Source organism: Nostoc sp., from assembly GCF_036916975.1.
Classification (GTDB): domain Bacteria; phylum Cyanobacteriota; class Cyanobacteriia; order Cyanobacteriales; family Nostocaceae; genus Nostoc.
The window spans coordinates 94,963-118,481 of record NZ_JBALFF010000010.1 but is presented as its reverse complement, the minus strand read 5'-3'; the positions used below and the strand labels follow the sequence as shown (position 1 = coordinate 118,481).

21 protein-coding genes, 1 tRNA gene and 1 pseudogene are annotated in these 23,519 nt (G+C 40.9%); 13 read left to right on the top strand and 10 right to left on the bottom strand.

The window, feature by feature from the left end:
* Window positions 1-155 precede the first annotated feature (155 nt).
* Window positions 156-1,220: a glycosyltransferase gene (locus tag V7K73_RS02330; RefSeq protein WP_334876749.1), complete on the top strand. Its 1,065-nt coding sequence runs from the start codon at window positions 156-158 to the stop codon at window positions 1,218-1,220.
* Window positions 1,221-1,413: 193 nt separating this feature from the next.
* On the opposite strand, the gene V7K73_RS02325 is transcribed toward V7K73_RS02330, so the two are convergent.
* The 3 genes from V7K73_RS02325 to V7K73_RS02315 form a co-directional block, all read right to left on the bottom strand.
* A tRNA-Ala gene (locus tag V7K73_RS02325) sits at window positions 1,414-1,486 on the bottom strand.
* 65 nt (window positions 1,487-1,551) lie between these two features.
* A complete protein-coding gene (locus V7K73_RS02320; RefSeq protein WP_334876747.1) occupies window positions 1,552-2,280 on the bottom strand; it encodes an HAD family hydrolase in 729 nt (242 codons plus the stop codon).
* A complete protein-coding gene (locus tag V7K73_RS02315) occupies window positions 2,277-3,164 on the bottom strand; it encodes a class I SAM-dependent methyltransferase (RefSeq protein WP_334876745.1) in 888 nt (295 codons plus the stop codon). The genes V7K73_RS02320 and V7K73_RS02315 overlap by 4 nt, the downstream gene beginning before the upstream one ends.
* 386 nt (window positions 3,165-3,550) lie before the next feature.
* Here V7K73_RS02315 and V7K73_RS02305 point away from each other — a divergent pair, with 386 nt between their 5' ends.
* The 5 genes and pseudogenes from V7K73_RS02305 to V7K73_RS02285 all read left to right on the top strand — a co-directional run bounded on the left by V7K73_RS02305 (window position 3,551) and on the right by V7K73_RS02285 (window position 9,936).
* Entirely contained in the window at window positions 3,551-5,698 is a 2,148-nt protein-coding gene (locus V7K73_RS02305) for an RtcB family protein (RefSeq protein WP_442936722.1), read from the top strand.
* A 285-nt stretch (window positions 5,699-5,983) separates the two neighbouring features.
* A pseudogene (locus tag V7K73_RS02300) lies at window positions 5,984-7,684 on the top strand (IS1634 family transposase).
* Window positions 7,685-8,119: 435 nt separating this feature from the next.
* On the top strand, window positions 8,120-8,425 hold the full coding sequence (locus V7K73_RS02295; protein WP_334876743.1) for a hypothetical protein: 306 nt from the start codon (window positions 8,120-8,122) through the stop codon (window positions 8,423-8,425).
* A 135-nt stretch (window positions 8,426-8,560) separates the two neighbouring features.
* A complete protein-coding gene (locus tag V7K73_RS02290) occupies window positions 8,561-9,004 on the top strand; it encodes an AraC family transcriptional regulator (RefSeq protein WP_334876741.1) in 444 nt (147 codons plus the stop codon).
* Between the two features lie 119 nt (window positions 9,005-9,123).
* Window positions 9,124-9,936 (top strand): class I SAM-dependent methyltransferase, encoded by an 813-nt coding sequence (locus V7K73_RS02285; RefSeq protein WP_334876739.1) that lies wholly within the window; start codon window positions 9,124-9,126, stop codon window positions 9,934-9,936.
* A 251-nt stretch (window positions 9,937-10,187) separates the two neighbouring features.
* Here the strand turns inward: V7K73_RS02285 and groL are convergent, their stop codons facing one another.
* Complete coding sequence (gene groL, locus V7K73_RS02280; protein ID WP_334876900.1) at window positions 10,188-11,822, bottom strand: chaperonin GroEL; 1,635 nt, start codon at window positions 11,820-11,822, stop codon at window positions 10,188-10,190.
* 92 nt (window positions 11,823-11,914) lie between these two features.
* Complete coding sequence (gene groES, locus V7K73_RS02275) at window positions 11,915-12,226, bottom strand: co-chaperone GroES (RefSeq protein ID WP_100898362.1); 312 nt, start codon at window positions 12,224-12,226, stop codon at window positions 11,915-11,917.
* Between the two features lie 1,114 nt (window positions 12,227-13,340).
* On the opposite strand from groES, the gene V7K73_RS02270 reads away from it, so the two are divergent.
* On the top strand, window positions 13,341-14,018 hold the full coding sequence (locus V7K73_RS02270) for a response regulator transcription factor (protein WP_012407592.1): 678 nt from the start codon (window positions 13,341-13,343) through the stop codon (window positions 14,016-14,018).
* An 83-nt stretch (window positions 14,019-14,101) separates the two neighbouring features.
* On the opposite strand, the gene V7K73_RS02265 is transcribed toward V7K73_RS02270, so the two are convergent.
* Window positions 14,102-14,290 carry an NIL domain-containing protein gene (locus V7K73_RS02265; protein WP_334876898.1) on the bottom strand — a complete coding sequence of 63 codons (189 nt, stop codon included), beginning with the start codon at window positions 14,288-14,290 and terminating at the stop codon, window positions 14,102-14,104.
* A gap of 439 nt (window positions 14,291-14,729) precedes the next feature.
* Between V7K73_RS02265 and V7K73_RS02260 the strand changes: the two genes are divergently transcribed.
* From V7K73_RS02260 to V7K73_RS02250, 3 genes are all read left to right on the top strand, one after another.
* Window positions 14,730-14,864 (top strand): hypothetical protein, encoded by a 135-nt coding sequence (locus V7K73_RS02260; RefSeq protein WP_334876737.1) that lies wholly within the window; start codon window positions 14,730-14,732, stop codon window positions 14,862-14,864.
* Between the two features lie 86 nt (window positions 14,865-14,950).
* The gene (locus V7K73_RS02255; protein ID WP_334876735.1) at window positions 14,951-16,243 is read left to right on the top strand and encodes a WD40 repeat domain-containing protein; all 1,293 of its coding nucleotides are present in this window, start codon (window positions 14,951-14,953) and stop codon (window positions 16,241-16,243) included.
* A 137-nt stretch (window positions 16,244-16,380) separates the two neighbouring features.
* Complete coding sequence (locus V7K73_RS02250) at window positions 16,381-17,178, top strand: Rpn family recombination-promoting nuclease/putative transposase (RefSeq protein WP_334876733.1); 798 nt, start codon at window positions 16,381-16,383, stop codon at window positions 17,176-17,178.
* Window positions 17,179-17,282: 104 nt separating this feature from the next.
* Here V7K73_RS02250 and asnS read toward each other — a convergent pair whose 3' ends face one another.
* Together asnS and V7K73_RS02240 are read right to left on the bottom strand one after the other, a co-directional pair.
* Window positions 17,283-18,674 carry an asparagine--tRNA ligase gene (gene asnS / locus V7K73_RS02245; protein ID WP_334876731.1) on the bottom strand — a complete coding sequence of 464 codons (1,392 nt, stop codon included), beginning with the start codon at window positions 18,672-18,674 and terminating at the stop codon, window positions 17,283-17,285.
* A 147-nt stretch (window positions 18,675-18,821) separates the two neighbouring features.
* Window positions 18,822-19,184, bottom strand: coding sequence for a hypothetical protein (locus V7K73_RS02240; protein WP_334876729.1), 363 nt, complete (start codon window positions 19,182-19,184; stop codon window positions 18,822-18,824).
* A 44-nt stretch (window positions 19,185-19,228) separates the two neighbouring features.
* On the opposite strand from V7K73_RS02240, the gene V7K73_RS02235 reads away from it, so the two are divergent.
* Window positions 19,229-19,507: a DUF6439 family protein gene (locus V7K73_RS02235; protein WP_094328229.1), complete on the top strand. Its 279-nt coding sequence runs from the start codon at window positions 19,229-19,231 to the stop codon at window positions 19,505-19,507.
* Between the two features lie 430 nt (window positions 19,508-19,937).
* On the opposite strand, the gene V7K73_RS02230 is transcribed toward V7K73_RS02235, so the two are convergent.
* Window positions 19,938-20,387 carry an ATP-binding protein gene (locus V7K73_RS02230; protein WP_334876727.1) on the bottom strand — a complete coding sequence of 150 codons (450 nt, stop codon included), beginning with the start codon at window positions 20,385-20,387 and terminating at the stop codon, window positions 19,938-19,940.
* 389 nt (window positions 20,388-20,776) lie between these two features.
* Entirely contained in the window at window positions 20,777-22,183 is a 1,407-nt protein-coding gene (gene rlmD, locus V7K73_RS02225; RefSeq protein ID WP_334876725.1) for a 23S rRNA (uracil(1939)-C(5))-methyltransferase RlmD, read from the bottom strand.
* Between the two features lie 155 nt (window positions 22,184-22,338).
* On the opposite strand from rlmD, the gene V7K73_RS02220 reads away from it, so the two are divergent.
* On the top strand, window positions 22,339-22,824 hold the full coding sequence (locus tag V7K73_RS02220; RefSeq protein WP_109007747.1) for an allophycocyanin subunit alpha-B: 486 nt from the start codon (window positions 22,339-22,341) through the stop codon (window positions 22,822-22,824).
* Between the two features lie 456 nt (window positions 22,825-23,280).
* On the top strand, window positions 23,281-23,481 hold the full coding sequence (locus V7K73_RS02215) for a Fic family protein (protein ID WP_334876723.1): 201 nt from the start codon (window positions 23,281-23,283) through the stop codon (window positions 23,479-23,481).
* Window positions 23,482-23,519 lie beyond the last annotated feature (38 nt).

Below are 23,519 nucleotides of genomic sequence, written 5' to 3'. Positions count from 1 at the left end.
ATAGTTAAGTTTATTTATACCCGCTTACTTATTCAGTAGCAAGTGTCAATTTTACGCACTACTGACTACTTTTAAGTTGTCGCTGAAGACCTCAAGAATTATTTTGATTTCCACTCAGTTACTTATCTTGATTTTTTATACATATCTCAAAGATAATGCGAATCATACATATTTTGAACCACATTCAAGAAATAGGTAACGGTATTGTGAATGTGGCTGTGGATCTGGCTTGTTTACAGGCAAAATCTGGTCATCAGGTAGCGGTTATTTCCGCTGGTGGTGAATATGAGAAATTACTAAATATATTTGGTGTAAAACACTACCAACTAGACCAAACTAGGAAACCGATAAGTATTATTAAAGCAGGTGTGCGTTACCTGGCGATCGCAGCAGAATTTCAGCCGGATATCGTTCACGCCCACATGATGACGGGAGTCATCCTAGCCCGGATTTTTAAAGGGCATAAATATGCTTTAGTTTCCACAGTCCACAATGAATTTCAGCGTTCTAGTCTGCTGATGGGTTTAGCTGATAGGGTAATTGCCGTCAGCAAGGCTGTACGAGATTCTATGGAAAAGCGCGGTATTTCTGAAAACAAGTTGCGGGTAATATGTAACGGAACTTTGGGCAGTCCCCGCACCCGACAAATACAAGATTATCAAGCTTTACCATTACAACGCCCAGCGATCGCAACTGTAGCCGGGATGTATCAACGCAAGGGAATTGCTGAGTTAATCGCTGCTTTTGAACAAATTGCCTTAGATTTTCCCCAAGCGCATCTTTATTTGGTAGGAAATGGCCCTGATAAACAGTTATTTGAGGCACAGGCAGAAGCAACTTCTGTAAAAGAACGCATCCATTTTGAGGGCTTCCAGGCAGAACCTCAACGCTATCTGATCTCTTGTGACATATTTGTGCTGGCTTCGCACCGCGATCCTTGTCCTTTGGTACTTTCCGAAGCTAGGGAAGCTGGAAATGCGATCGTTGGCACTCAAGTAGACGGGATTCCTGAAGCTTTGGACAATGGCGAAGCAGGACTTTTAGTGCCAGCAAAAGATAGTAATGCTTTGGCTGGAGTTCTAGTGCAATTACTGAGTAATGCCGATATGTTGCACGAATGGAAACACCGGGCAAATCAAAACCTACAATGGCTGAGTGTTGCCCGCGTCCATCAGGAAACACTGGCGGTGTATCGTGAATTAGTTACATCAGAGCGTTAGGGGAACCGCAAGGGCGCACTGGCTTCTCTGCGCCTAATAAGGTTCGTTATTCCGTAACTCTTGCGTAAGTTCTATGATATTTAGCCGAGTTTTACAGGCTGATTTTGGACAATAATTCTTTAAAACTGATTTGATTGCTGAAAGCCGCGAAAATAGGTAAATTATGCCCCTAAACTTGGAAAAAATGGACAAATGGAGAATAACGGATTTGAACCGATGGCCTCTGCGGTGCGATCGCAGCACTCTACCAACTGAGCTAATTCCCCAAAATCGGTGCAAAGTCAAGAGTAATATTACTCATTAACTCAATACACTATCACCATATAGTATTCTAACATTCAGTTATCAATGGTTGAGGCTGTTTTTGAGAATAAACCTTCTGCACGCGTTCGAGTTCCAAATCACTGAGATAATCAACAGTCCAGTTACAGCAGCGCTGGAGCATGTGGAATGGGTAAGTATTCGCTACACCTACAACTTGCATTTGCGATCGCTTCGCCGCTTCGATACCTGCTGGAGTATCTTCAATTCCCAGACACTCGTATGGTTGAAGATTTAATTCTGGATATTCTTTATTTAGGCGTTTGACTGCGAGTAGATAACCATCGGGTTCTGGTTTACTGGTGGTAATGTCATCACCAGCGACGATAATTTTAAAATGTTCAGCTAGTTTAGCTCGATTGAGTACCAATTCTATTTCTTGACGAATAGCGCCACTAACTAAACCTAGTTTTAGATTCCGCGATCGCACTTGAAATATTAAATCTTCTACGCCTGGATATAAAGGCAGTTTCTTGATTTTCTCTAGTTCCACCACATAGGCTTGGGCTTTGCGGTAGAGCAACTGAGTTAAATAGCTTTCGTTACCGACTCTACCACGATTAGCGAGTAGTTGCCCAAAACAAGCGCGATCGCTGCGTCCAAGACAAGCTTGACGCTCACTTACGCGTTGGGGTTGGAGATTTTCTTGAATGAGAATCTCATCTATCAGTTGCAGGTGGATTGGCTCATCGTTAATGATCACACCATTAAAATCAAAGAGAACTGCCTTTAAACTCATGCCCTTATGCCAAATGCTGGAGATCCAAGTCCCTCCAAATCATTATTATCTATTGATGTGGGAGTATACCGACGGATATTTTCGGTTGCTATTGGTTTAATGCCGCTAGTTACCTGATTTATCCACCATACATCGTGCGATCGCACAGCTTCAAATCCGGCTGCACCCATATTCGCCTCTACGCTACCAGCAGCATACTCACGAATATATGGCTCCTCAAAAACATCATTAAGCCATTCTAACTGACGCAGAGTCTTCTGATTCCCATCTAAAATTAATACTTGCCCTCCAGCTACCAGCAACCGGAAGCTTTCGCGCAGAATTGCTAAAGATACCGCATCTGGTGTTTCATGGAATAGCAAAGAAGCTGTCACTAAGTCAAATGTTGCATCTCTAAAACCAGTTTTTTCAGCATTCCCGTGTCGCCAGACTATATCTAAACCAGCGTTTCTCGCTTTATCTTCTGCCCTTACCAGCATATATGGTGATAAATCCAAACCAAAAACTTCCGCTTCGGGGAAAGTCTGCTTTAACATTAAAGTAGTGGAACCTGTACCGCAGCCTAAATCGAGTATGCGTCGTGGTTTTACCTTCACGGCATCAACTAAAGCCTGACGGACAATATTTTCATTCGGTGGCAGAACATATTGGGTAATCGGATCGTAAGTAACTGCTGCACCGTAATTCAGATATCCACGTGTAATCCCGTGAAAGTTTTGACTGCTGTAGTACTGAGGAATTATCACATCATCTCGTCGATAGCGATCGCACTCTTTCTCCCAGTCAATACTATCAGCGTAACGCCGTAACCCGTCTTCATCAATCAAAAGACGCACTACAGGGGATAAGAAACGTTCCCAGATTGTATCTTGACGCACTGCCATATTCTGTCAGAAATCTAAGCGGATATTTAAACAGAGTAATTTTCTTTACAAATTTTAATACATTTGTTAAACATCTGCTGTCACTCTATGGTATTAGCTTGACTTTTGTAACTTTCTCTATTACACTTGTAATATAAATAATAGTTTTTCAGCTTCACGAAAATTGAGCAAGCCAAATCAAAGACAATAAATATTTAAATTGCTAGAACTAACTAGTAGTATGTCAAGTTTAAATTCATGGGTAAGCAAGTTCGTAATAATGACTAAAATGCTTACTACAAACCCTCGAAAATTACTAGATAATGGGTTAAAAGTCATACAGATAATTATCAGTAAAATCTACCCAATACAAAATCTAAAACTTAAAATCCAAAATACAAAAAATTATGCCCTACGAAAAGTTAGAAATTACCACACCAGCACCCGTTTTATCTTGGGCGAATCACTCTTTGGGGCCAGAAGAAACTAAAATGGCCAAGAATGTGGCATCATTACCATTTGTATTTAAGCACGTCGCATTAATGCCAGATGTTCACTTAGGAAAAGGTGCCTTAGTGGGTTCTGTCATTGCCACCAAAGAGGCGATTATCCCGGCTGCTGTCGGTGTAGATATTGGTTGCTTCATAGGAGATACTTTAATTCCTCTAGTGGATGGTAAATCTTATCGTATTAAAGACCTAATTGATTGGGGTAAAGAGTTTATTGTTTATGCTTGTACACTAACAGGAAAAATCATTGCGGCTCAAGCAACTGCTAAGTTGACTAGACGGAATGCTGCACTCGTGAAAGTGATTCTGGATAACGGCGAAGAAATTATTTGTACTCCCGATCATCAATTCATGCTTCGGGACGGAACCTATAAAGAAGCTCAGTTGCTTCAAGCAGAGACTTCCTTAATGCCCTTTTACTCCAAGACTGACAAAGATGGCTACACCCTGATTACTCAGCCATACTCCAGCAGATGGCAAAAAGCACACTGGATTATTGCCAGGTCTGGATTACTCGGCAAGATTCCCAGATTTGAGGGACAAAAAACAGTTATTCATCATCAGAATTTCGATGAATCTGATAATCGACCAGAGAATCTTGAACTCATGGGTAATCGCGATCATTCTACTTACCACCCCTCTCTAGTGGAGCGTAACCAATACTGGCAGTCTGCCGAATTTGAAAACAAAAGAGTTGCTTCCCTTGCTCAAAAAGCAAAAACTCCAGAAGGATACCAATACTATGCTGAACGCGGAACTAGGAATATCCTTAAGTACATGGAACAGCAACCAGAGCATTTTAAAAATGCAGTTGCAGGTAATGGGAATCGGGGTAAACAATATCTAGTTGAATATAACAAGAGTGAAAAAGGGAGAGAAAAGTCTCAAGAGATTGCTAACCGATACTATACCTGTAAGATTTGTGGGGTAGATGTCAAAACTCCAATTGGACTCCACAATCACCGCAGAAAAGAACATCAATGCAATCACAAAGTTGTAGCAGTAAATCCCCTAAATTACACAGAGGATGTTTACTGTCTAATAGTACCGGAGTACCATAATTTCGCGCTGAAAGCTGGGGTATTTGTTCATAACTGCGGGATGAGCGCTATCAAAACATCATTTACCGCCAAACAACTAGAAGGTAAACTAAAGAAAATTCGCCTGGATATTGAAGCAGCAATTCCTACTGGATTCAACGAAAACAAAGATATTGAAAAATCTGTTAGTAATTGGCAACACTGGGAAGATTTTAAAGACTTGCATCGCGGCGTGCAAGACCTACAAAGTAAAGCAATGAAACAGATGGGTTCTCTCGGTGGAGGAAACCACTTTATTGAAGTGTGCCTTGATACAGAGAATCAAGTTTGGCTGATGCTGCATTCTGGTTCGCGTAACATCGGCAATAAACTCGCCCAGTGTCATATTCACACAGCCAGAGAATTAGCAAAAATGGCAGGTAATAAATTGCCTGACCCTGATTTAGCTCACTTTGTCGCTGGTACGCCAGAATTCCAAGCATACTGGCACGATTTGCAATGGTCACAAAACTATGCGCGTGTCAACCGCGATGTGATGATGGCGCGTTTTAAGCATATAGTTGAGAAGCATTTGGTAGGTGGGAAGGCAACTAAACCTTTATTGCAGGTTAATTGTCATCACAATTACGCCGAAAAAGAATTGCATTTTGATGAGGATGTATACGTTACTCGTAAGGGTGCAGTCCGCGCCCAGATTGAAGATTATGGGATTATTCCTGGTTCGATGGGGGCAAAGTCTTTCATCGTTAAGGGTAAAGGTAATGCCCACAGCTTCTGTTCTTGTTCTCATGGTGCAGGGCGTTTGATGTCTAGAAAGAAGGCTAAAAATGTCTATACGCTTGATGATTTAATTGAGCAAACAAATGGTGTTGAATGCCGCAAAGATGAGGGTGTGTTAGATGAGATTCCTGGTGCTTATAAGCCGATAGAGCAAGTTATGAAAAATCAAGCGGATTTGGTTGAGGTTGTAGCAACGCTTAAGCAAGTTCTTTGTGTTAAGGGATAAGTTTGTAGGGTGGGCAATGCCCACCTTTTTTATGTTTTTTAACGCAGAGGGACGCTGAGGGACGCTGAGGAAGAAATAGAGCCCACCTTCCGCACCCTAACTGTCACACATCAACAAAAAGCTGACGGAGTAGTACATAAGAACTAAGTTAGATTCAAGATTCCAGAGACTTAATGAGAATAAGTAGTATTAAGTCTCTTGATTTGGCGAGAAGAGGAAATTTTGTGACGAAGGCAGAAAAAAGGAAAAACTTCATAGTGAAAAGAATTAATTGATAACAAAAAGATGAATGAGAGAATTGCAACAGAAGTCGTGGAGAATACTGTTGTGATTTTGAATACCAAAGACATTGAAATTCAGAACATAGACCATTTAGGGATAGTAGCAGGAATCATAGACGCGATAGGATTAGTAGAAACAATAAATGAATTAATAGGAGAGGAAAAGGCAGAAAAAGTCAGTCCTGGTCATGTAGTTAAAGCCATGATATTGAACGGCTTAGGATTTGTATCAAAGCCACTATATATGTTTCCCCAATATTTTGAAACAATAGCTTGTGAGCATTTAATAGGGTCAGGAGTAAAGCCAGAGTATCTGAATGATGATAAACTGGGGAGAGTGATGGATAAACTATTTATAAAAGGACTAGATACAACATTTTTGAAAATTGCCTTAAATGCAGTCAAAAAATTTAAAGTATCCCTGTTGTCATCACACTTGGATTCATCATCAATGCACGTACATGGTGAATACAATACCAACTTACCAGAAGTAATATTTGAGAATCAAAAACTAGGAAACAACCAATAGCTAGAAGAATTAGCAGTAAAATCACCAAAAGAAATTACCATCACCTACGGTTATTCTCGTGACCACAGGTCAGACTTAAAACAATTTATCCTAGAACTAATATGTTCAGGGGATGGAGACATCCCAATATTTTTGAAACTAGCATCAGGAAATCAAGCAGATTCATCATGCTTTGGTCAAATAGCAGTGGAGTATCAAAAACAAATAGAAGTTAATAGTCTTATAGTTGCAGACTGCGCTTTATATACAGAATCAAATCTGAAATTGATGTCAGAATTGCGCTGGTTGTGTCGAGTACCTTTAAGTCTAAAATCAGCCCAATCATTGATATCAACATTACCAGAATCAGAATTTATTGATAGTAAATTGTCAGGATACAAATTTGCTTCAAAAACAGTCACTTATGCAGGAATAGACCAAAGATGGTTGGTAGTGCAAAGCCAAGATAGAAGGTTGGCAGACCTGAGGAAGCTCTCACAGAAAATAACTAAGGCAGAATCAAAAGCACTTCTTGAATTGAAAAAATTATCACGAGATAAATTTGCTTGTGAAGCCGATGCAATCAAAGCATTATTAAAACTATCAAAACAATTTAAATACCACCAAATTCAGGAGAGTAAAGTTACGGAAATCATCTCTAATAAAAAAGATAATCAAACAGAAGCATCTTACCAAATTGCTGCCAAATTATCGAAGAATGAAAGTAAAATTAATACAGAAATTCTGAGTGCAGGACGTTTCATTGTTGCCACAAATGTTTTAGAGTCAAAGCAGCTAGGTGACGATTTAATGTTGAGTGAATATAAAGCCCAGCAGTGCTGTGAGAGGGGATTTGGTTTTCTTAAAGACCCATTATTTTTTGCTGATAGTATTTTCCTCAAAAGCCCTGAGAGAATAGAGTCTTTAGGAATGATTATGGGTTTATGTTTGCTGGTCTATACATTGGCTCAACGTCAAATCAGAGCCGCACTCAGAGAGTCCAAATTAACTATTAAAAATCAATTGGGTAAAGCAACTGACTCCCCTACTTTACGTTGGATATTTCAACGGTTTCAGTGTATTCATTTAGTTGAAATTAACAATGGAAAACACGTCTCTAATTGGACTCCCGATAGGGATTTTATCTTGAATTTTTTACCAGAGGATTGCCTCCGTTACTATCAATTAGTTACGTAAGTCTTATCTCTATTAATTTAATATAAATCGGACAACGAGCTAACTGCTTTGATTAATAGCTCTAATTTCCTATGCCAAAAATATAGTTTTCTTACTTCAATTCATTATTCTAATTTATGATTTCAGCGTTGAACTTCTTCATTTATTTATCTCATCCAAATCTATCTGCCATCAGTTCTTATTGCTTCTTATTGACAATAGATTTTGATGCCTTTTGTGGTGATTCATGGCTGCTCAAATCTCTTTTTTTCTAAAGCTGTCTGTTTTTATTCTTGCTTGCCTTTTTTCTCTCAGTAATTTCCGTTTGTGACACTTGGGGGTGCGGAAGGTGGGATAGAGGCATCTGCCAGCGCTAGCGAAAATAAATTAATAGTGTAATTTTGTCAGGCATTAGCTTACCATCTTTTTTGTAGTAGCTCATAAGTGAGTAGCAACATGAAATCTGAACAACTCTCAGCCATTCATGTGGCAAGCGGAAATCTTGTGCCGATGAGCAGCAAACCTCCTATTTTATCTAGCACTAATCACTGGAACGGGATTGTGGTTGAACAGCATTATTTACCCTCCTTTGAATGTCCAGAGATTTGCTTACAGCAGCACTGCATTAATATTTGGCTTGGTAATTCATGTCAAATCGACTGGCGGCTAGCAGGTGGAAGGTTGCACAGTACGCACATGAGGAGAGGTTTGGTTAATGTCACTCCAAAGGGGATTCCGACTCAAGCGCGTTGGCACCAGTAAATAAAATTTCTCTTAGTCTCTTTTGATTCCAGTCTATTTAAGAGAGTAGCAGATGAGCTGAACGTTGGGAGCGATGGCACTATCGAAATTATCCCACAGCGCGGAGTCTGCGATCGCCAAATTCTTCATCTGGGAATGGCACTCAAAGCAGAGCTTGAAGCCGGATGTCCATCTGGTAAATTATATGGTGAATCAGTTGCGATCGCTCTAGCAGCCCATCTCCTCAAAACTTATTCTGGAACACGGCAACCAATTGCAGAGTTTGAGGTTAATCTTTCCAAGCGTCAATTACGGGAGGTAATTAATTATATTTATGACAACTTAGCACTAGAATTAACGCTGGTAGAACTGGCTAGTCTAGTGAATATGAGTTCTTATTCATTCTGTCGTTGGTTTAAACGTTTAATGGGTCTTTCTCCACATCAATACGTTATTCAATGTCGGATTGAGCGAGCTAAATTTTTACTCACTTATACTCAATTACCTATTATCGAAATAGCACTTCAAGTAGGCTGTTCTAGCCAAAGCAACTTTACTACCCTTTTTCGTAAGCATATAAGAATCACACCCAAAGCATAGAGAAATGATATAAATTTTGGGATTTTGCAAGATTTAAACATTTTGAAAGCAAGTTTTCAGAAGACAGAAGTTTCACTCACAATTTATTCTCATAATTGACCAGTTAAATCGAGAATATCATGCAAAATAGCCAATACGAACAACAGTATAAGAAAAGAGTAATTGATTTCTTCGATAACCGCTATAGCTATGACAACGATTATACAATTCATCGCGCTCTGCCTCTACTAGATTTAGTTCAACTGCAAAAGGGACAAAAAGTATTGGATATGGCAACTGGCACAGGTATCATTGCCATTGCTGTTTCACAAATTATCGGTTCCGAAGGAAAAGTCACTGGAGTAGATATTTCTTCAGGGATGCTAGCTCAAGCACAACAAAAAATTGAAGAATTAGGCTTGCAAAATATCGAAATAATTGAAGCTGATGCTGAGTATATCGACTTCAATGATGAGAGTTTCGATGTAATTCTTTGCTCTACAGCAATCGTCTATTTTAAAGATATTCCTGCTGCTCTACGTAAATGGTATCGTTTTCTCAAACCAGGGGGAGTCATCGGTTTTTCTTGTTGCTCTGAGCAATCATGTGAAGCGCCACTCATAATCGAAATTTGTGACAAACATAGTATTTTCTTGAAAAATATCAATGAGCCAACAGGCACTCCTGAAAAGTGTCATCATTTGCTTGCAGTAGCTGGTTTTAAAGATATTAAAGTGAAGACCCAACAACTAGGTTTCTATCGCAATCTAGAGCAAGCTAAAGAATGGAATGGAGGATGGTTTCATCCCAGAGAAAATCCTTTATTACAGGTTTCATCAGAGCAAATGGTACAATTAAAAGCAGAATATCGTCAAAAAATTGAAGCAGAAGCAACAGAGCAAGGAGCTTGGTACGAAAATATGACTTTTTTTGTAACTGGTAGAAAGGTTTAGAGCAAACTCTAATTTTCTATTGTTTTTCATGTTATGTGGAAAAGCACACGAAAAACCTAACCCCCTAACCCCAACTCGTCGCTCTAAGGGGGAAAATTCAAAGTCTCTCTCCTTAAAGAAAGAGAGAAATAGAAGTGAGGTTTTCCAGATGACCTGAATTGTCAGGGTACTCACTCTCTTCTCCTGACACAAAAAAACAGCCGCCTCCACAAGGGAAGCAGCTGTTTTACAAATTATCTAACTACCAAGTATTAGTAATCGAAGTCGCCGCCGCCAGCACCAGCGCCAGCAGGAGCGCCATCCTTAGGCTCAGGCTTGTCAACTATGATACATTCGGTTGTCAACACCATACCAGCGATAGAAGCAGCGTTTTGCAAAGCAGAACGAGTCACTTTAGCAGGGTCAACAATACCAGCAGCTAACAAATCGACGAATTCGTTGGTTGCAGCGTTGTAGCCAATGTTGAAATCCTTCTCTTTGACGCGTTCAGCAATAACAGCACCATTCTGACCAGCGTTTTCAGCAATCCGCTTCAGAGGTGCAGGTAAGGCGCGAACAACAATCAAAGCACCAATCAACTCTTCGTCCTTAAGGTTGCTCTTTGCCCACTCTTCCAATTCAGGAGCAAGGTGAGCCAGAGTTGTACCACCACCGGGAACGATACCTTCTTCCACAGCAGCTTTAGTGGCGTTGATAGCGTCTTCTAGGCGCAACTTCTTGTCTTTCATTTCGGTTTCGGTCGCTGCACCCACTTTCACTACAGCAACACCACCAGAGAGTTTAGCAAGACGCTCTTGTAGTTTCTCTTTGTCGTAAGAAGATTCGGTTTCATCGATTTGACGACGAATCTGTTCGACACGAGCCTTAACAGCAGCTTCGTTACCTTCGGCAACAATTGTGGTGCTGTCCTTGGTAATGGTGATCCGGCGAGCTTTACCCAGGCTATCCAGCTTGGTGTTATCTAGCTTCAAACCAGCATCTTCGGTAACTAGTTGACCACCAGTTAAAACGGCGATATCTTCTAGTAGTGCTTTGCGGCGATCGCCAAAGCCAGGAGCCTTAACAGCAGCCACGTTGAGTACACCGCGCAAACGGTTTACTACTAAGGTTGCTAAAGCTTCTTTTTCAATATCTTCGGCGATAATCACCAAAGGACGACCAGCACGAGCTACTTGCTCTAACACTGGTACGAGGTCTTGTACCAAAGCGATTTTCTTATCAGTTAGCAGCAGGAAAGGCTCATCAAAAACCGCTTCCATCCGCTCAGGGTCGGTGGCAAAATATGGAGAGATGTAGCCTTTGTCAAAGCGCATCCCTTCAGTAATTTCCAATTCGGTGAACATAGATTTCCCTTCTTCTAGGGAAATTACGCCTTCCTTACCCACCTTGTCCATTGCTTGGGCAATCATCTGACCAACTTCTTCGTCATTACCAGCCGAGATCGCACCAACTTGGGCAATGGCTTTGGAATCTTCTACTGGACGGGCGTGTTCTTTGATTTTTTCTACCAGGAAGGCAGTAGCTTTGTCAATACCGCGCTTCAGCGAAATCGCGTTAGCCCCCGCTGCAACGTTCCGCAAGCCTTCTTTGACGATCGCATGAGCTAAAACGGTAGCAGTGGTGGTACCATCGCCCGCAGCATCGTTGGTCTTAGAAGCAGCTTGACGAATCAGAGCTACACCAGTGTTTTCAATATGGTCTTCTAATTCGATTTCTTTGGCGATCGTTACACCGTCATTAACAATTTGCGGTGCGCCAAATTTCTTTTCTAGCACTACGTTACGACCTTTGGGGCCAAGGGTAACAGCTACAGCCTCAGCCAAGATGTCAATGCCTCGTTCTAAGGCGCGACGGGCGTTTTCGTTGTAGATAATGCGCTTTGCCATAATTGTCCTACGTCCTTTGTCATTTGTCTTTTGTTCTTCGTCATTTGTCATTTGTCCTACGTCATTAGCTAATGACTAATGACCAATGACCACTAAATAACGACTGCTAAAATATCTTTTTCAGAAAGCAGTACATATTCTTCGGTGCCGAGTTTGATGTCAGTGCCAGCGTACTTCGAGTACAGCACCTTATCGCCGACTTTGATTTCCAATTCCTGACGGTTTCCGTCGTCATTACGCTTGCCAGGACCAAGAGCCACTACTTCCCCTACCTGGGGCTTTTCCTTGGCGGTATCCGGCAAATACAGACCACCTGCGGTCTTTTCCTCAGAGGCGTTCACTTTTACGAAAACGCGATCGCCTAAAGGTTTAACTGTAGAAACGCTTAAAGATAAAGCTGCCATATTATTTCTTTCCCTTAGAGTTTAGCACTCTCGACTCCTGAGTGCTAATCTACCGAAAAGTAGCGTCCAATGGCAAGAATTCTTTGAGTACGGGTTCCCGAACTAGCAGATCGTCGGTGTACTTAAGTATAAATGCCTAATTATTTCTACTTTTCGGGTTTTGTTCCGTAAGTTACGAAGAGAGTGGGGAGTAGGGAGTTAGGAGTTAGGAGTTAGGAGTTAGGAAAATTCTTATTCCCACTCCCCACTCCCTTCTATTTCCAAAGCTTGGAAATTGTTATAGAACTGTAATCAGGGAGGCGCCCGATAAGTAACAATACAGCCATCCAGTCTAGCGATTAAATCTCAAAGCCGCTAAGTCTCTAGAACACAAAGCCCTGAGTAATTGTGTAGAAACTTTAGGACTTGCAAAAATTCAGTGACATATTTTTACTTGCGCTGACTTGACAATTGCTAGCTGCTGCTCAAAACAAGCTAGTCTCGAATCCGGGGAATACTTAAAAAAGCGACTTAAAGAGTTAAAATTTGATGAGCCGTAACAGAGTCATCCCATTTGTGTCTATAGAACTAAAGCCAACTGCTTGCGCGTTTGTTGTTCTGAACTCATAATGGTGGTTTACACTGATGGTGTCTGATATCGCCAAGCAAGCCCGGAAGTTATTGAGCGGATCATCCAAGAACACTTAAATAGGCAATAAGGTGGTAGAAGAATATGCACTTTTAACCCATCCTTTGCCAGAAACTTCCCTAGTTTCTTGTGAACACCTCATAGAGGCTTAACAATCAAAGGATATGGTACAGCAGTAAGCTTTAAGAAAGTGCGGGTTGGGTTTTGAGGTAGGGTCATCTTTAAGCCAATACTTACTTGTGAGTCAGAAGGATTATTATTTAATCAGTGTTTTTTCGCCCGCCACTTTCAATGCGATATATAATAGCGCATTATAGATACTACTGCTATACGTATCCTTGCTGGACTTTTGCTATCGAGCTACTAGTCTCTCGAAAATGCTCGGCATTTTTGAGGCTTCGAGACAGCAAAGGCAAGTTAAGTAGGAAAAAGGAAGGACAACATCTCGAACTAACCCACGATAGAGGATAAATATTCAAGACTTTGATGGACCGAAGCGCGACAAGTGCCACTGCTATGAAAGAGCCCAGCATGAAAGATCACAAACGACTTCTATTGATTGATGATGACCCTAACCTCATCTTGCTGGTGAAGGATTACTTAGAATTCCGGGGATACGAAGTCATCACCGCCGAAAATGGACGTGAAGCTCTGGAAATTTTAGAGCAAGATGTTCCAGACATGATTATCTGCGACGTGATGATGCCGGAAATGGACGGATATACTTTTGTAGAACAAGTCCGGCAAAACGAACGCACCAGTTGGATTCCGGTTCTTTTTCTTTCAGCTAAGGGACAAAGTGCAGACCGAGTTAAGGGTCTGAATAAAGGTGCTGATGTTTATATGGTCAAACCCTTTGAACCAGAAGAACTCGTAGCGCAAGTTGAATCCTCGCTGAAACAAACTATCCGTTGGAAAGAACACCAAGCAAAAGGAGGCGAAAACGGTTCCCGTATCCAGGTTCCCTTCGATGTGCAATTAACCCCAACCGAACTGAAAGTAGTCCAGTTCGTCGCTAGGGGTTTAGCTAACCGAGAAATTGCTGAAGAACTAAATGTTAGTCAGCGCACGGTTGAAAGCCATGTGTCCAATATGTTGGGCAAAACCAATCTCCACAACCGCACTGAACTAGCGCGGTGGGCGATTGAAAATCAAATGGCCTAAACCCAGTTAAGAGTTAAAAGTTAGGAGTTATAAATTATGATTTTTCAACTCCTAACTCCTAACTCCTAACTCCTAACTAAGATTTACCACCCATCTTCTTCAGGGCTAGATTGGTGCAAAACTTCTAAATCCAGTTCATCCAGGTAGGTGAGGGCGCTTTCAATCTGAGAAACAGTACCTCGCAGTTCCAGATCGAAGCAGCTATATTGTGGCACGTTTGCGCCTACCTGAGCATCAGCAATAATGACTATGACCCCATAGTGAGAAACCAGTCGTTAAATGACTGGTTCCTCATGCAATTCTTTAGGAATGCGAACTTGGATACGAGTTTGGGTGCGTCTATTATCTAAAATATCAGTATTAGATTTTACTTGTTTATTTGGAATTGCCATTCTAGCTTCCTACTCGACTTCTGGGATGAGGGTTTTAGTTTGCACAATTCTTTTAACACTAGCCTCACTTATCCCACGCAGGCAAGCAAGAAAGTATTTGCCTTAGCAAACCATTAATATAGATGTAGTAAATGTGAATAATTGCTCATAATTCGGTAATTATGAGCTTAATTGTCGTTTTATAGCGGTTTTCGATCAAATCGAATATAGCCAATCTGTAGGGTTACAACAATTGTTGTAACCCTAATTTATTGTGTATGAGGTTTAATACTGAAATGATAACTGCTATATATGTTACTTTATCAAAATTTTAGGGAACTTGCAAGGACGCTATCGGGTACTCAAACAACTAGGACAAGGTGGCTTTGGTAAGACTTTTGAAATTGACGAGTGTGGGAAAATTAAAGTTTTAAAAGTGCTGACTGAGAATAACCCCAAAGCCACTAGGTTATAAATTAATAAAATATTATTGTGATAGATTGATTTTTTTCTATTTGCTATGAAAAATCTAGAGATTATTTAGCTTGTAGTGTTTGCGAGATGATTTCTGAAAAGCCCACAGATAACAGTAACGTGATGAGAGAACACGACCTAGTTTCTTCTTCTAGTGCAGCACTAGAGGGATTAGAGGGCATTAGATATCGTTTGCGCGGTGCTTCTACAAAAGAAAAAGTGGATGCTCTTTTAGAAGCATTTCAATATGGGCACAAAGGAATTGATTTAGTAATCCAGGCATTGAGCGATGGCGTCAGAGAAGTGCGGGAATCAGCTTTGCTGTTATTGTCATACAGCAGCGAAGCTACTGCTGAACAAGCCATATTCAATTATCTGCCCTTTGCAAAAATGCAATGCCTGCATACCTTGACGGAATTTAATCTCGATTGCTACAAACCTGACCAACATCATCCATATTATTTTGCGATCGCAGACTACAATAACACCCTTATTTGCTATTGGGATCTGTCTTATAAGCAATCTTTCGTTAATATTTGGAATTTGGAAACAGGTCAAAGCAAGAAAAACTTTGATCTGGCGATGGCTCACGAATTTGGTTTAGGCAAAAGCGGCAAAGTGTGTATCATTAGCTTTCAGCACTTTCTCTGGCCATTAGATACAGAAACACAAGAGCCAATTGGCACTTATCCCGATTACCTTATGAATGCTGTTCAAACCGCTCCCCATTGCTTGGCTGTCTGCTCAACTAGGCAGCCATTGCTTGCCACTGGCTACACTGTGGGCAAAACAGGAGAGCTAGAGATTTGGGATTATGAAACCTATACTCGTCGCTTCCATCATCGATTTCAGGATTGGGCTTTAGTACCTCTTGGTAATTTGCCTTTGGGTAACTATATATCACCCCTTCTCTTCACTCCTGATGAAAAATTATTGGTTGCATATTTCAAGCAGAGATTGCACAATAGGCTACAACTCTGGAATACCGAAACAGGAGAACTTATTCAAACATTGGATAATCTACCTGCTATGACAGTAAATGGACTTGCAAAGCGCTTTGATGGGCAAATTTTGGCTTGCGGAATCCGGGAAAAGAAGGTGTGTGTCTGGGAATTGATCGGCGATCGCATTCTCTATACATCTTCGGGTGTTGCTCCCTGCCTTATAAGTTCAGATAGTAGAGTCTTAATCTCCTGTACAGACAATTACGAAATAGTTGTTTGGGATTTAGCGATGAACAGAAAATTATGTACATTGCAAGGACACACAGCGCCAATTGCTTATGTTGCCATGAGTAGCGATCGTAACTTCATTGCTAGTTATAGCATTGATAAAACAATTAAAATTTGGGGAGTGCCAGAGTCCCTTAAATACCTGTAGCGACCTGTAAATAATGTCCGAAGTGAGAACACATTATTTATAAATAAATGGTAGTTGATCCAATAAAAATCTTATGGAGGATTAACTAATATATTTTCAGGATATCAGGGTCACAAGAACAGATTTTAACAGCTTTTATGTATGACAATATTTGTAAATTCATTGCCGAAAACTTCAAAGATGATTTAGCAACTTGGTTACTAGGTTCACCGATTAAATTAACAGAACTTAGCCCTACTGAATTATCAACCGAACCAATTCGCGCCGATTCATTAATTTTATTGCAATCTGATGATTTAGTTCTACATACCGAATTTCAAACTGATGCTGATGAAGATATCCCCTTTCGGATGTTAGATTATCGGGTTAGGGTTTATCGCCGCTTTCCTAACAAAGAAATGCGCCAAATAGTAATCTATTTGAGAAAGACAAGTTCACAATTAGTCAGTGAAAACACTTTTAGATTAAACAACACTTACCATCAGTTTGAAGTAATACGGCTGTGGGAACAACCTACAGACAGATTTATGAGTATCCCAGGTCTATTACCCTTTGCCGTGCTAAGTCAGACAAACGATCCTACAATGGTATTAACCCAAGTAGCCAAAGCAGTTGAAGCAATTAGTGATCGCCAGCTACAAAGAAATATAGCTGCTGCCAGTGGCATTTTAGCAGGTCTGGTATTAGATAAGGATGTAATTAAGAAGATTTTCAGGAGTGAGATTATGCGCGAATCAGTCATTTATCAAGAAATCCTAGAAGAAGGCGAAGCCAAAGGTAAAGCAGAAGGTGAAGCCAAAGGCAAAGCAGAAACAACAAGAAAATTGGCTTTAAATTTGTTGCGAATTGGAATGAGTTTAGAACAAATTGCTCAAGTTACTGAATTACCTATTGAGCAAATTCAAGTTTTACAAGAGGAGATTCAAAAATCTTAATTTTAATTACGAATAAAACCCGCATTTGCGGGTTTCAAAGTTTTTATTAATCCGCGCAGACGGAATTGGTTTGTGTAGACACGATAACAGGTCTAAAATTTAAACTAAAACTCAGCACTTTGTGGTGTACGCGGGAACGGAATCACATCGCGGATATTTCCCATACCCGTCATGAATTGTACGAGTCGTTCAAAACCTAACCCAAAACCAGCGTGTGGAACAGTACCGTAACGACGCAAATCAAGATACCACCACAAATCTTCTGGGTTTAATCCTTGCGCTAATATACGGCGTTCTAATACTTCCAAACGTTCTTCGCGCTGGGAACCGCCGACAATTTCACCAATTTTCGGTGCAAGAATATCCATTGCGCGGACGGTTTTCTCATCGTCGTTTAAACGCATATAAAATGCTTTGATTTGCGCTGGATAATCTGTAACGATCGCAGGCTTTTTAAATAATTGTTCAGCTAGATACCGTTCGTGTTCTGATTGTAAATCTAAACCCCAACTCACTGGATATTCAAATTTAACATCAGCTTTTTCTAAAAGTGCGATCGCTTCTGTATAAGTTAACCGTTCAAACTGATTATTAATAATATTCTCGGCTGTCGCCAATACAGATTTATCAATGCGTTCATTGAAAAATTCCATATCTTCTGCGCAAGTTTCCAACACATATTTAAAAATGTGTTTGAGAAACGCCTCAGCTAAATCCATATCACCTTCTAAATCACAAAAAGCCATTTCTGGCTCAACCATCCAAAATTCTGCTAGGTGGCGCGAGGTGTTAGAATTTTCTGCACGGAAGGTAGGGCCAAAGGTGTAGACGTTACTAAACGCCATCGCCATCACTTCTGCTTCCAACTGGCCGCTAACTGTTAAATATGTGGGTTTAGCAAAAAAGTCTTGAGTGTAATCTACTGCTTGATTTTCTGTGCGGGGAATATTTTTTAAATCCAAACTGGTAACGCTAAACAGTTCACCCGCGCCTTCGCAATCGCTAGCAGTGATGATCGGTGTGTGTACCCACAAAAAGCCTCTTTCGTGGAAGAATTGGTGAATTGCTGTCGAACAAGCATTTCTGACGCGGAAAACTGCACCAAAAGAATTGGTACGCGATCGCAAATGTCCAATGGTTCGCAGAAACTCAAAGGAATGGCGTTTCTTTTGCAGGGGATATGTATCGGGATCAGCTTCGCCGTAAACTTTCACTGTCTCGGCTTTCAACTCAATTCGCTGTCCTTTACCCAGAGAAGCCACTAGTACCCCTGTAGCTTCGACAGCAGCACCCGTATTCAATTTTTTCAATATAGCTTCATAATCTGGCAAATCCTGATTAATGACGACTTGCAAATTAGCTAGTGATGAGCCGTCATTGACTTCAATAAAAGCAAACCCTTTGGACTCGCGTTTTGTCCGCACCCAGCCTTGAACTTGGAGGGACTCATCAGGTTGACCACTTCGCAATATTTCTGCAATCCGTCGATTTACCATATTTTACAACTTGTATTTCGTCAACGTAAAAAGTACAAATATTAAAGAATATTAACCAGTTAACCCAATCCAAAATCCAAAATCGTTCGACTGAGCGTAGCCGTTCGCGTAGCGTTCCGCAGGAAAGTCTAAAATCCAAAATTGTAATTATCCAGCATAAGACTTTAATATCCAGCCTATGATAACGCCCATTCCACCAAAGCGGACGACTTGCCAGAAAGGTTTTTTGAGGCTACGCCAAGAAAATAACTGGCTTTCTAAGTTTAGTTCTAGCATTTCTAACTGCTGTTGAATTTGCCGTAACTCTGCTTTTATTTGTGGTGTCTGAGATTTATTGTGCTTTAGTTGATCGCGGCGCTGTTGCCATTGTGCCTGTTGTTGGCGATCGCGTTGCACTTGATCGTAACGTTCTTTTAAGGATAGCAGCGATCGCTCTACTTCCTCTAGTTCTTGTTCAAAATCTGGTTCGGGATTTTCTGCTGGCTGCTGTGATTGTTTTGGCGGCTTCATTTACAAGTAGTAAAGTAGAAGTAAATGCAAATGTGCCAATAGTTATGTCCCAATCTACCCAGCTGCCGAAAACCAGTCAACTGAATGAACTTAGTACTCTGGAACTAGCTCAAGCTCTCATGGAAAGACTGAGCATTTCCCCTAACGATTGGCATCGCCTCAAGTCTAACCGCAATTCTCGCGCTAATGAACAAGTGGCAGCAGCTATTGTGTATCTTTTAAAGAATCAGCCACAAGAAGCTCAAGCTAGATTAGAACAGGCAATTGGTTGGTTAGATCGCTCCATTTCTGCTCCTCCCTGTCCAACTCACGGAAAAAGTTAAAATAATTCGTAATTCGTAATTCGTAATTCGTAATTCGTAATTCGTAATTAAGTTTTGTAATGGGGTTAAATCCCCATTACAAAACTTGCTTTTTTATTGAAGCGGGGGACTTAAACCCACGGAACTAGTTAAAAGTTAGGAGTGAGGAGTTAAAAGTTTTAAATTCTTAACTCCTAAGGACCGTCGATTAAATAAAATGCAAAACTTCATCCTGTATCCAGCTTCCCTCTCCTTTATAAGGAGAGGGATTGAGGGTGAGGTAAGCCAGGGACATAAATTGTATGTTATTTAACTCCAAACTCCTAACTCCTAACTCCAAACTCCTAACTCCAAACTCCTAACTCCTAACTCCAAACTCCAAACTCCAAACTTCTAACTCCAAACTCCAAACTCCTAACTCCTAACTCCAAACTCCTAACTCCTAACTCCACTACCGTCGCAGAGATAAACGAGGACGATTTTCCATTTGTTTACAAAGTCTCAATTCTGTGCCTTTGCGGTTCCACTCTACCTGATCAAAAATTTGATGCAGAAGACATAAACCCCTACCACTTTCTGACTCATCTGGTGGCAGATAGTCTGTTGGTTCTTCTTCATTACTAGATGAAGGAGTAAAGCCGCTACCCTGGTCTGATATTATCCACCAATATTGATTATCTATTAAAGAAAAACGCACTAGAACTGTTTTACTTGGATCGAGATTATTGCCATGTTTAGCTGCGTTTACTAGGGCTTCTTGAAGTCCTAGCCGCAATTCCGCTTGTAATTTTGCTGGAATTTCTGCCAAGAGTAAATCTAATATTGGACAAAGGTAGAGGGTTGAGGCAAAACTAATAGTGCCCCAATAACGTGCAACTGGACGGAGTGAAATTGTAATCACAAGAAAAACCCCATAGCTTTCAGTTAGCTAGACATCAGTTTGCTATTACAGGCACCCTGATAAAATTGAGGTGGTCATGCTGCCTTCAAACTTGCGTCTTTAAAACTAAATTTTGAAAATGCTAGGGAGCATTGGCTTTATAGTATGAGTTGGAATTGTTTGGATAGACAACGGCTGGAATAATTTTGATAATGGATTCAGCAACTTAAAAAGATGCTACTAATTTCAGAGAGTATTGGCATACTCTAGTTAATTGCCGATTTTTCATTTACACAATCCAATTCATATTTTTAAGAACCTATGCAGCTTGAATTTATTGAAACAAAATGAATTTTTATTTTTGCCTTAATTCAATTTTAGCATCTTTAGTATGCACTAGACTAAAATTTTCAAACTTCAGTTTTTGTAAAGGAATTACTATCCTTGTGCAAATCTGATCGCACAAGAAAGGCGGCAGCTTCAACATGAGCAGTTTGAGGAAAAAAATCAGCAGGTTGTACTCGTGTGATAGTATATTGCCCATCTTGACAAAGCAATTTCAGGTCGCGGGCGAGGGTGGCTACTTTACAGCTGACGTAAACTATCCGAGATGGTTTCAATTGCCGTAAAGTCTCGATGACTGCGCGATCGCACCCCTTACGTGGCGGATCGAGTATTACTACTTCTGGTATTGTTCCCATTTTGGGGAGCAATTTCTCTACTGCCCCGACAAGGAATGTCACATTATCAATTCCGTTGCGGTGGGCATTCAAAATAGCTTGTTCCACTGCTGCTGGTTGCACTTCTAATCCTGTAGCAATCCGTACTTTTTTCGCCAGAGGTAAAGTTAAAGTCCCTATACCACAATAGGCATCAACTAGCAACTCATGCCCTTGAAGATTGAGTTCTGATTGAATTACCTGCAATAGTGCTTCTGCGGTTTCTGTATACACTTGGAAAAATGTATCTGGGCGCACTTGAAATTCCAGTCCAGCAAATTTTTCACGCAGGTGGGGGACTCCAGCGATGCAACGGGTTTCTGATCCAAAGATAGCATTTGTGCGATCGCTATTGCGGTTGAGGGACACTCCGACTAACTGGGGATAACGCTTTAACCATTCTTGGGCTTGGGTTTCAATTCTTGATAAATTCCAGTCCTTCACCACCAAAGTTAGCAACATTTCTCCAGTGTGTCGGCCAATGCGTAAACCGAGATGGCGAATTTGTCCAAGGTGGCGCTGTTCGTCATAGATTCGCCAACCTTGTTGTTGAATATCCTGCTTAACTTCGGCAAGTAAGGGATTTAATCGCGCGTCTTGGACTGGACATTGATTTAAATTAATTAATTGATGACTACCTTTTTGGTAGTAACCAGCTTGTACCTGTCCTGTTGCCGATATACCCAGAGGATATGTAGATTTATTACGGTAGCCAAAAGCAGAAGCTGCGGGGAGTACCGCATCTATCGGTGGTTGGACAAAACCGCCAATGCGCTCCATTGCTTGGATAACTTGATTTTGCTTGGCTACTAGCTGGTAATCATAATTAATATGCTGCCACTGGCAACCACCGCACTTATCCGCCACAATACAACTAGGTCGGATGCGCTCAGGAGATGGTTCCAATAGCTCCTGGAGCTTCCCGTGGGCGTATTTTGATTTAACATGTACCAAGCGGACAATAGCGCGATCGCCTGGTACTGTATCTGGGACAAACACTACACGCTCATCAGCGCGTCCCACACCATCGCCTGTATCACTCAGATTAGCGATCGTTACTTCAATTAATTCACCCTGTTGCCAAATTATTTTAGTCATTGGTCATTAGTCATTATTCATTGGTTATTAATCTTCTCCCTCACTCCCTCACTCCCCAAACAGATAAATTCAATACATAACTAGCTCCGATCCCTTCACTTGTGTACCTCCAACTCGCTAAACTAACAGATAATATTCAGATGATTTCAATAATCATGACTGTAATTAGCCAAGTTATTCTCAAAGCCGACGACGAACTGCGTTATCCCAGCAGTGGCGAACTCAAAAACATCAAAGACTTTTTGGAAACCGGCGTACAACGGACGCGGATTGCGGCTACCTTAGCCGAAAACGAAAAAAAGATAGTTCAAGAAGCAACCAAACAACTTTGGCAGAAGCGTCCTGACTTTATTTCCCCCGGAGGTAATGCTTACGGAGAACGCCAACGCTCTCTATGTATCCGCGATTTTGGTTGGTATTTGCGTCTAATTACTTATGGTGTGCTTGCCGGCGACAAAGAGCCAATTGAAAAAATTGGTTTGATTGGTGTGCGGGAAATGTACAACTCATTGGGCGTTCCTGTACCTGGAATGGTAGAAGCGATCAATTCCCTCAAAACAGCCTCCCTTAGCTTACTGAGTGCAGAAGATGCTGCTGAAGCAGCACCCTACTTTGATTACATCATTCAAGCGATGTCTTAATACAAAGTGTGTGCTGGTTTTAGGAGTAAACTTCTGGTCTACTAGAGTGAGTGCGATATATTAGCGCTCGATAGGCATAAGATACCCAATTTGATCGTAACCTTCCCCACACTTGGTAGTGGCTGTGGCAAACTCTCTGTCAAGTTACTAGCCAGTTGTGGGGAAATTTATTTAAGTATAACTATGGGCATTTCTCAAAGAAGGACATACAGACATAAAAAACCGACAGTCCTTGATTAAGGCTGTCGGCAATTAAGTGTGTTCCCTATTAATGACTCGGCTAGAGTTCAGTTGTCATTAATTATGCCTAATTAGCGATCGCAAAGTGACGATCCTAATCATAGATATGTGTGATTCTCGTCACTTGATTGTTACATCTAAACTGCATATACCCGAATAATTTCTGAGCATCAGTAAATATCCGTAAATTTTGATTAATAATATATACGCTGCTAAATGCTTTTTCAGCTTCAAAGCAAACAACACCAATTAGACACTCAAATGAACCATCCGTTTATTGATGGCAACAAGCGCACCGCATTTGCGGTTATGGATACCTTCATAACCTTTAGGACTTACGCATTTAGTACGAAATGTAGGGCAATTCATGAATTGCCCCTACGGAAAATCAAGGCTTTCACTGCCTTGAAAGCGTAAGTCCTAACCTTAAACGGTTACAGTTTGAACTTATCGCA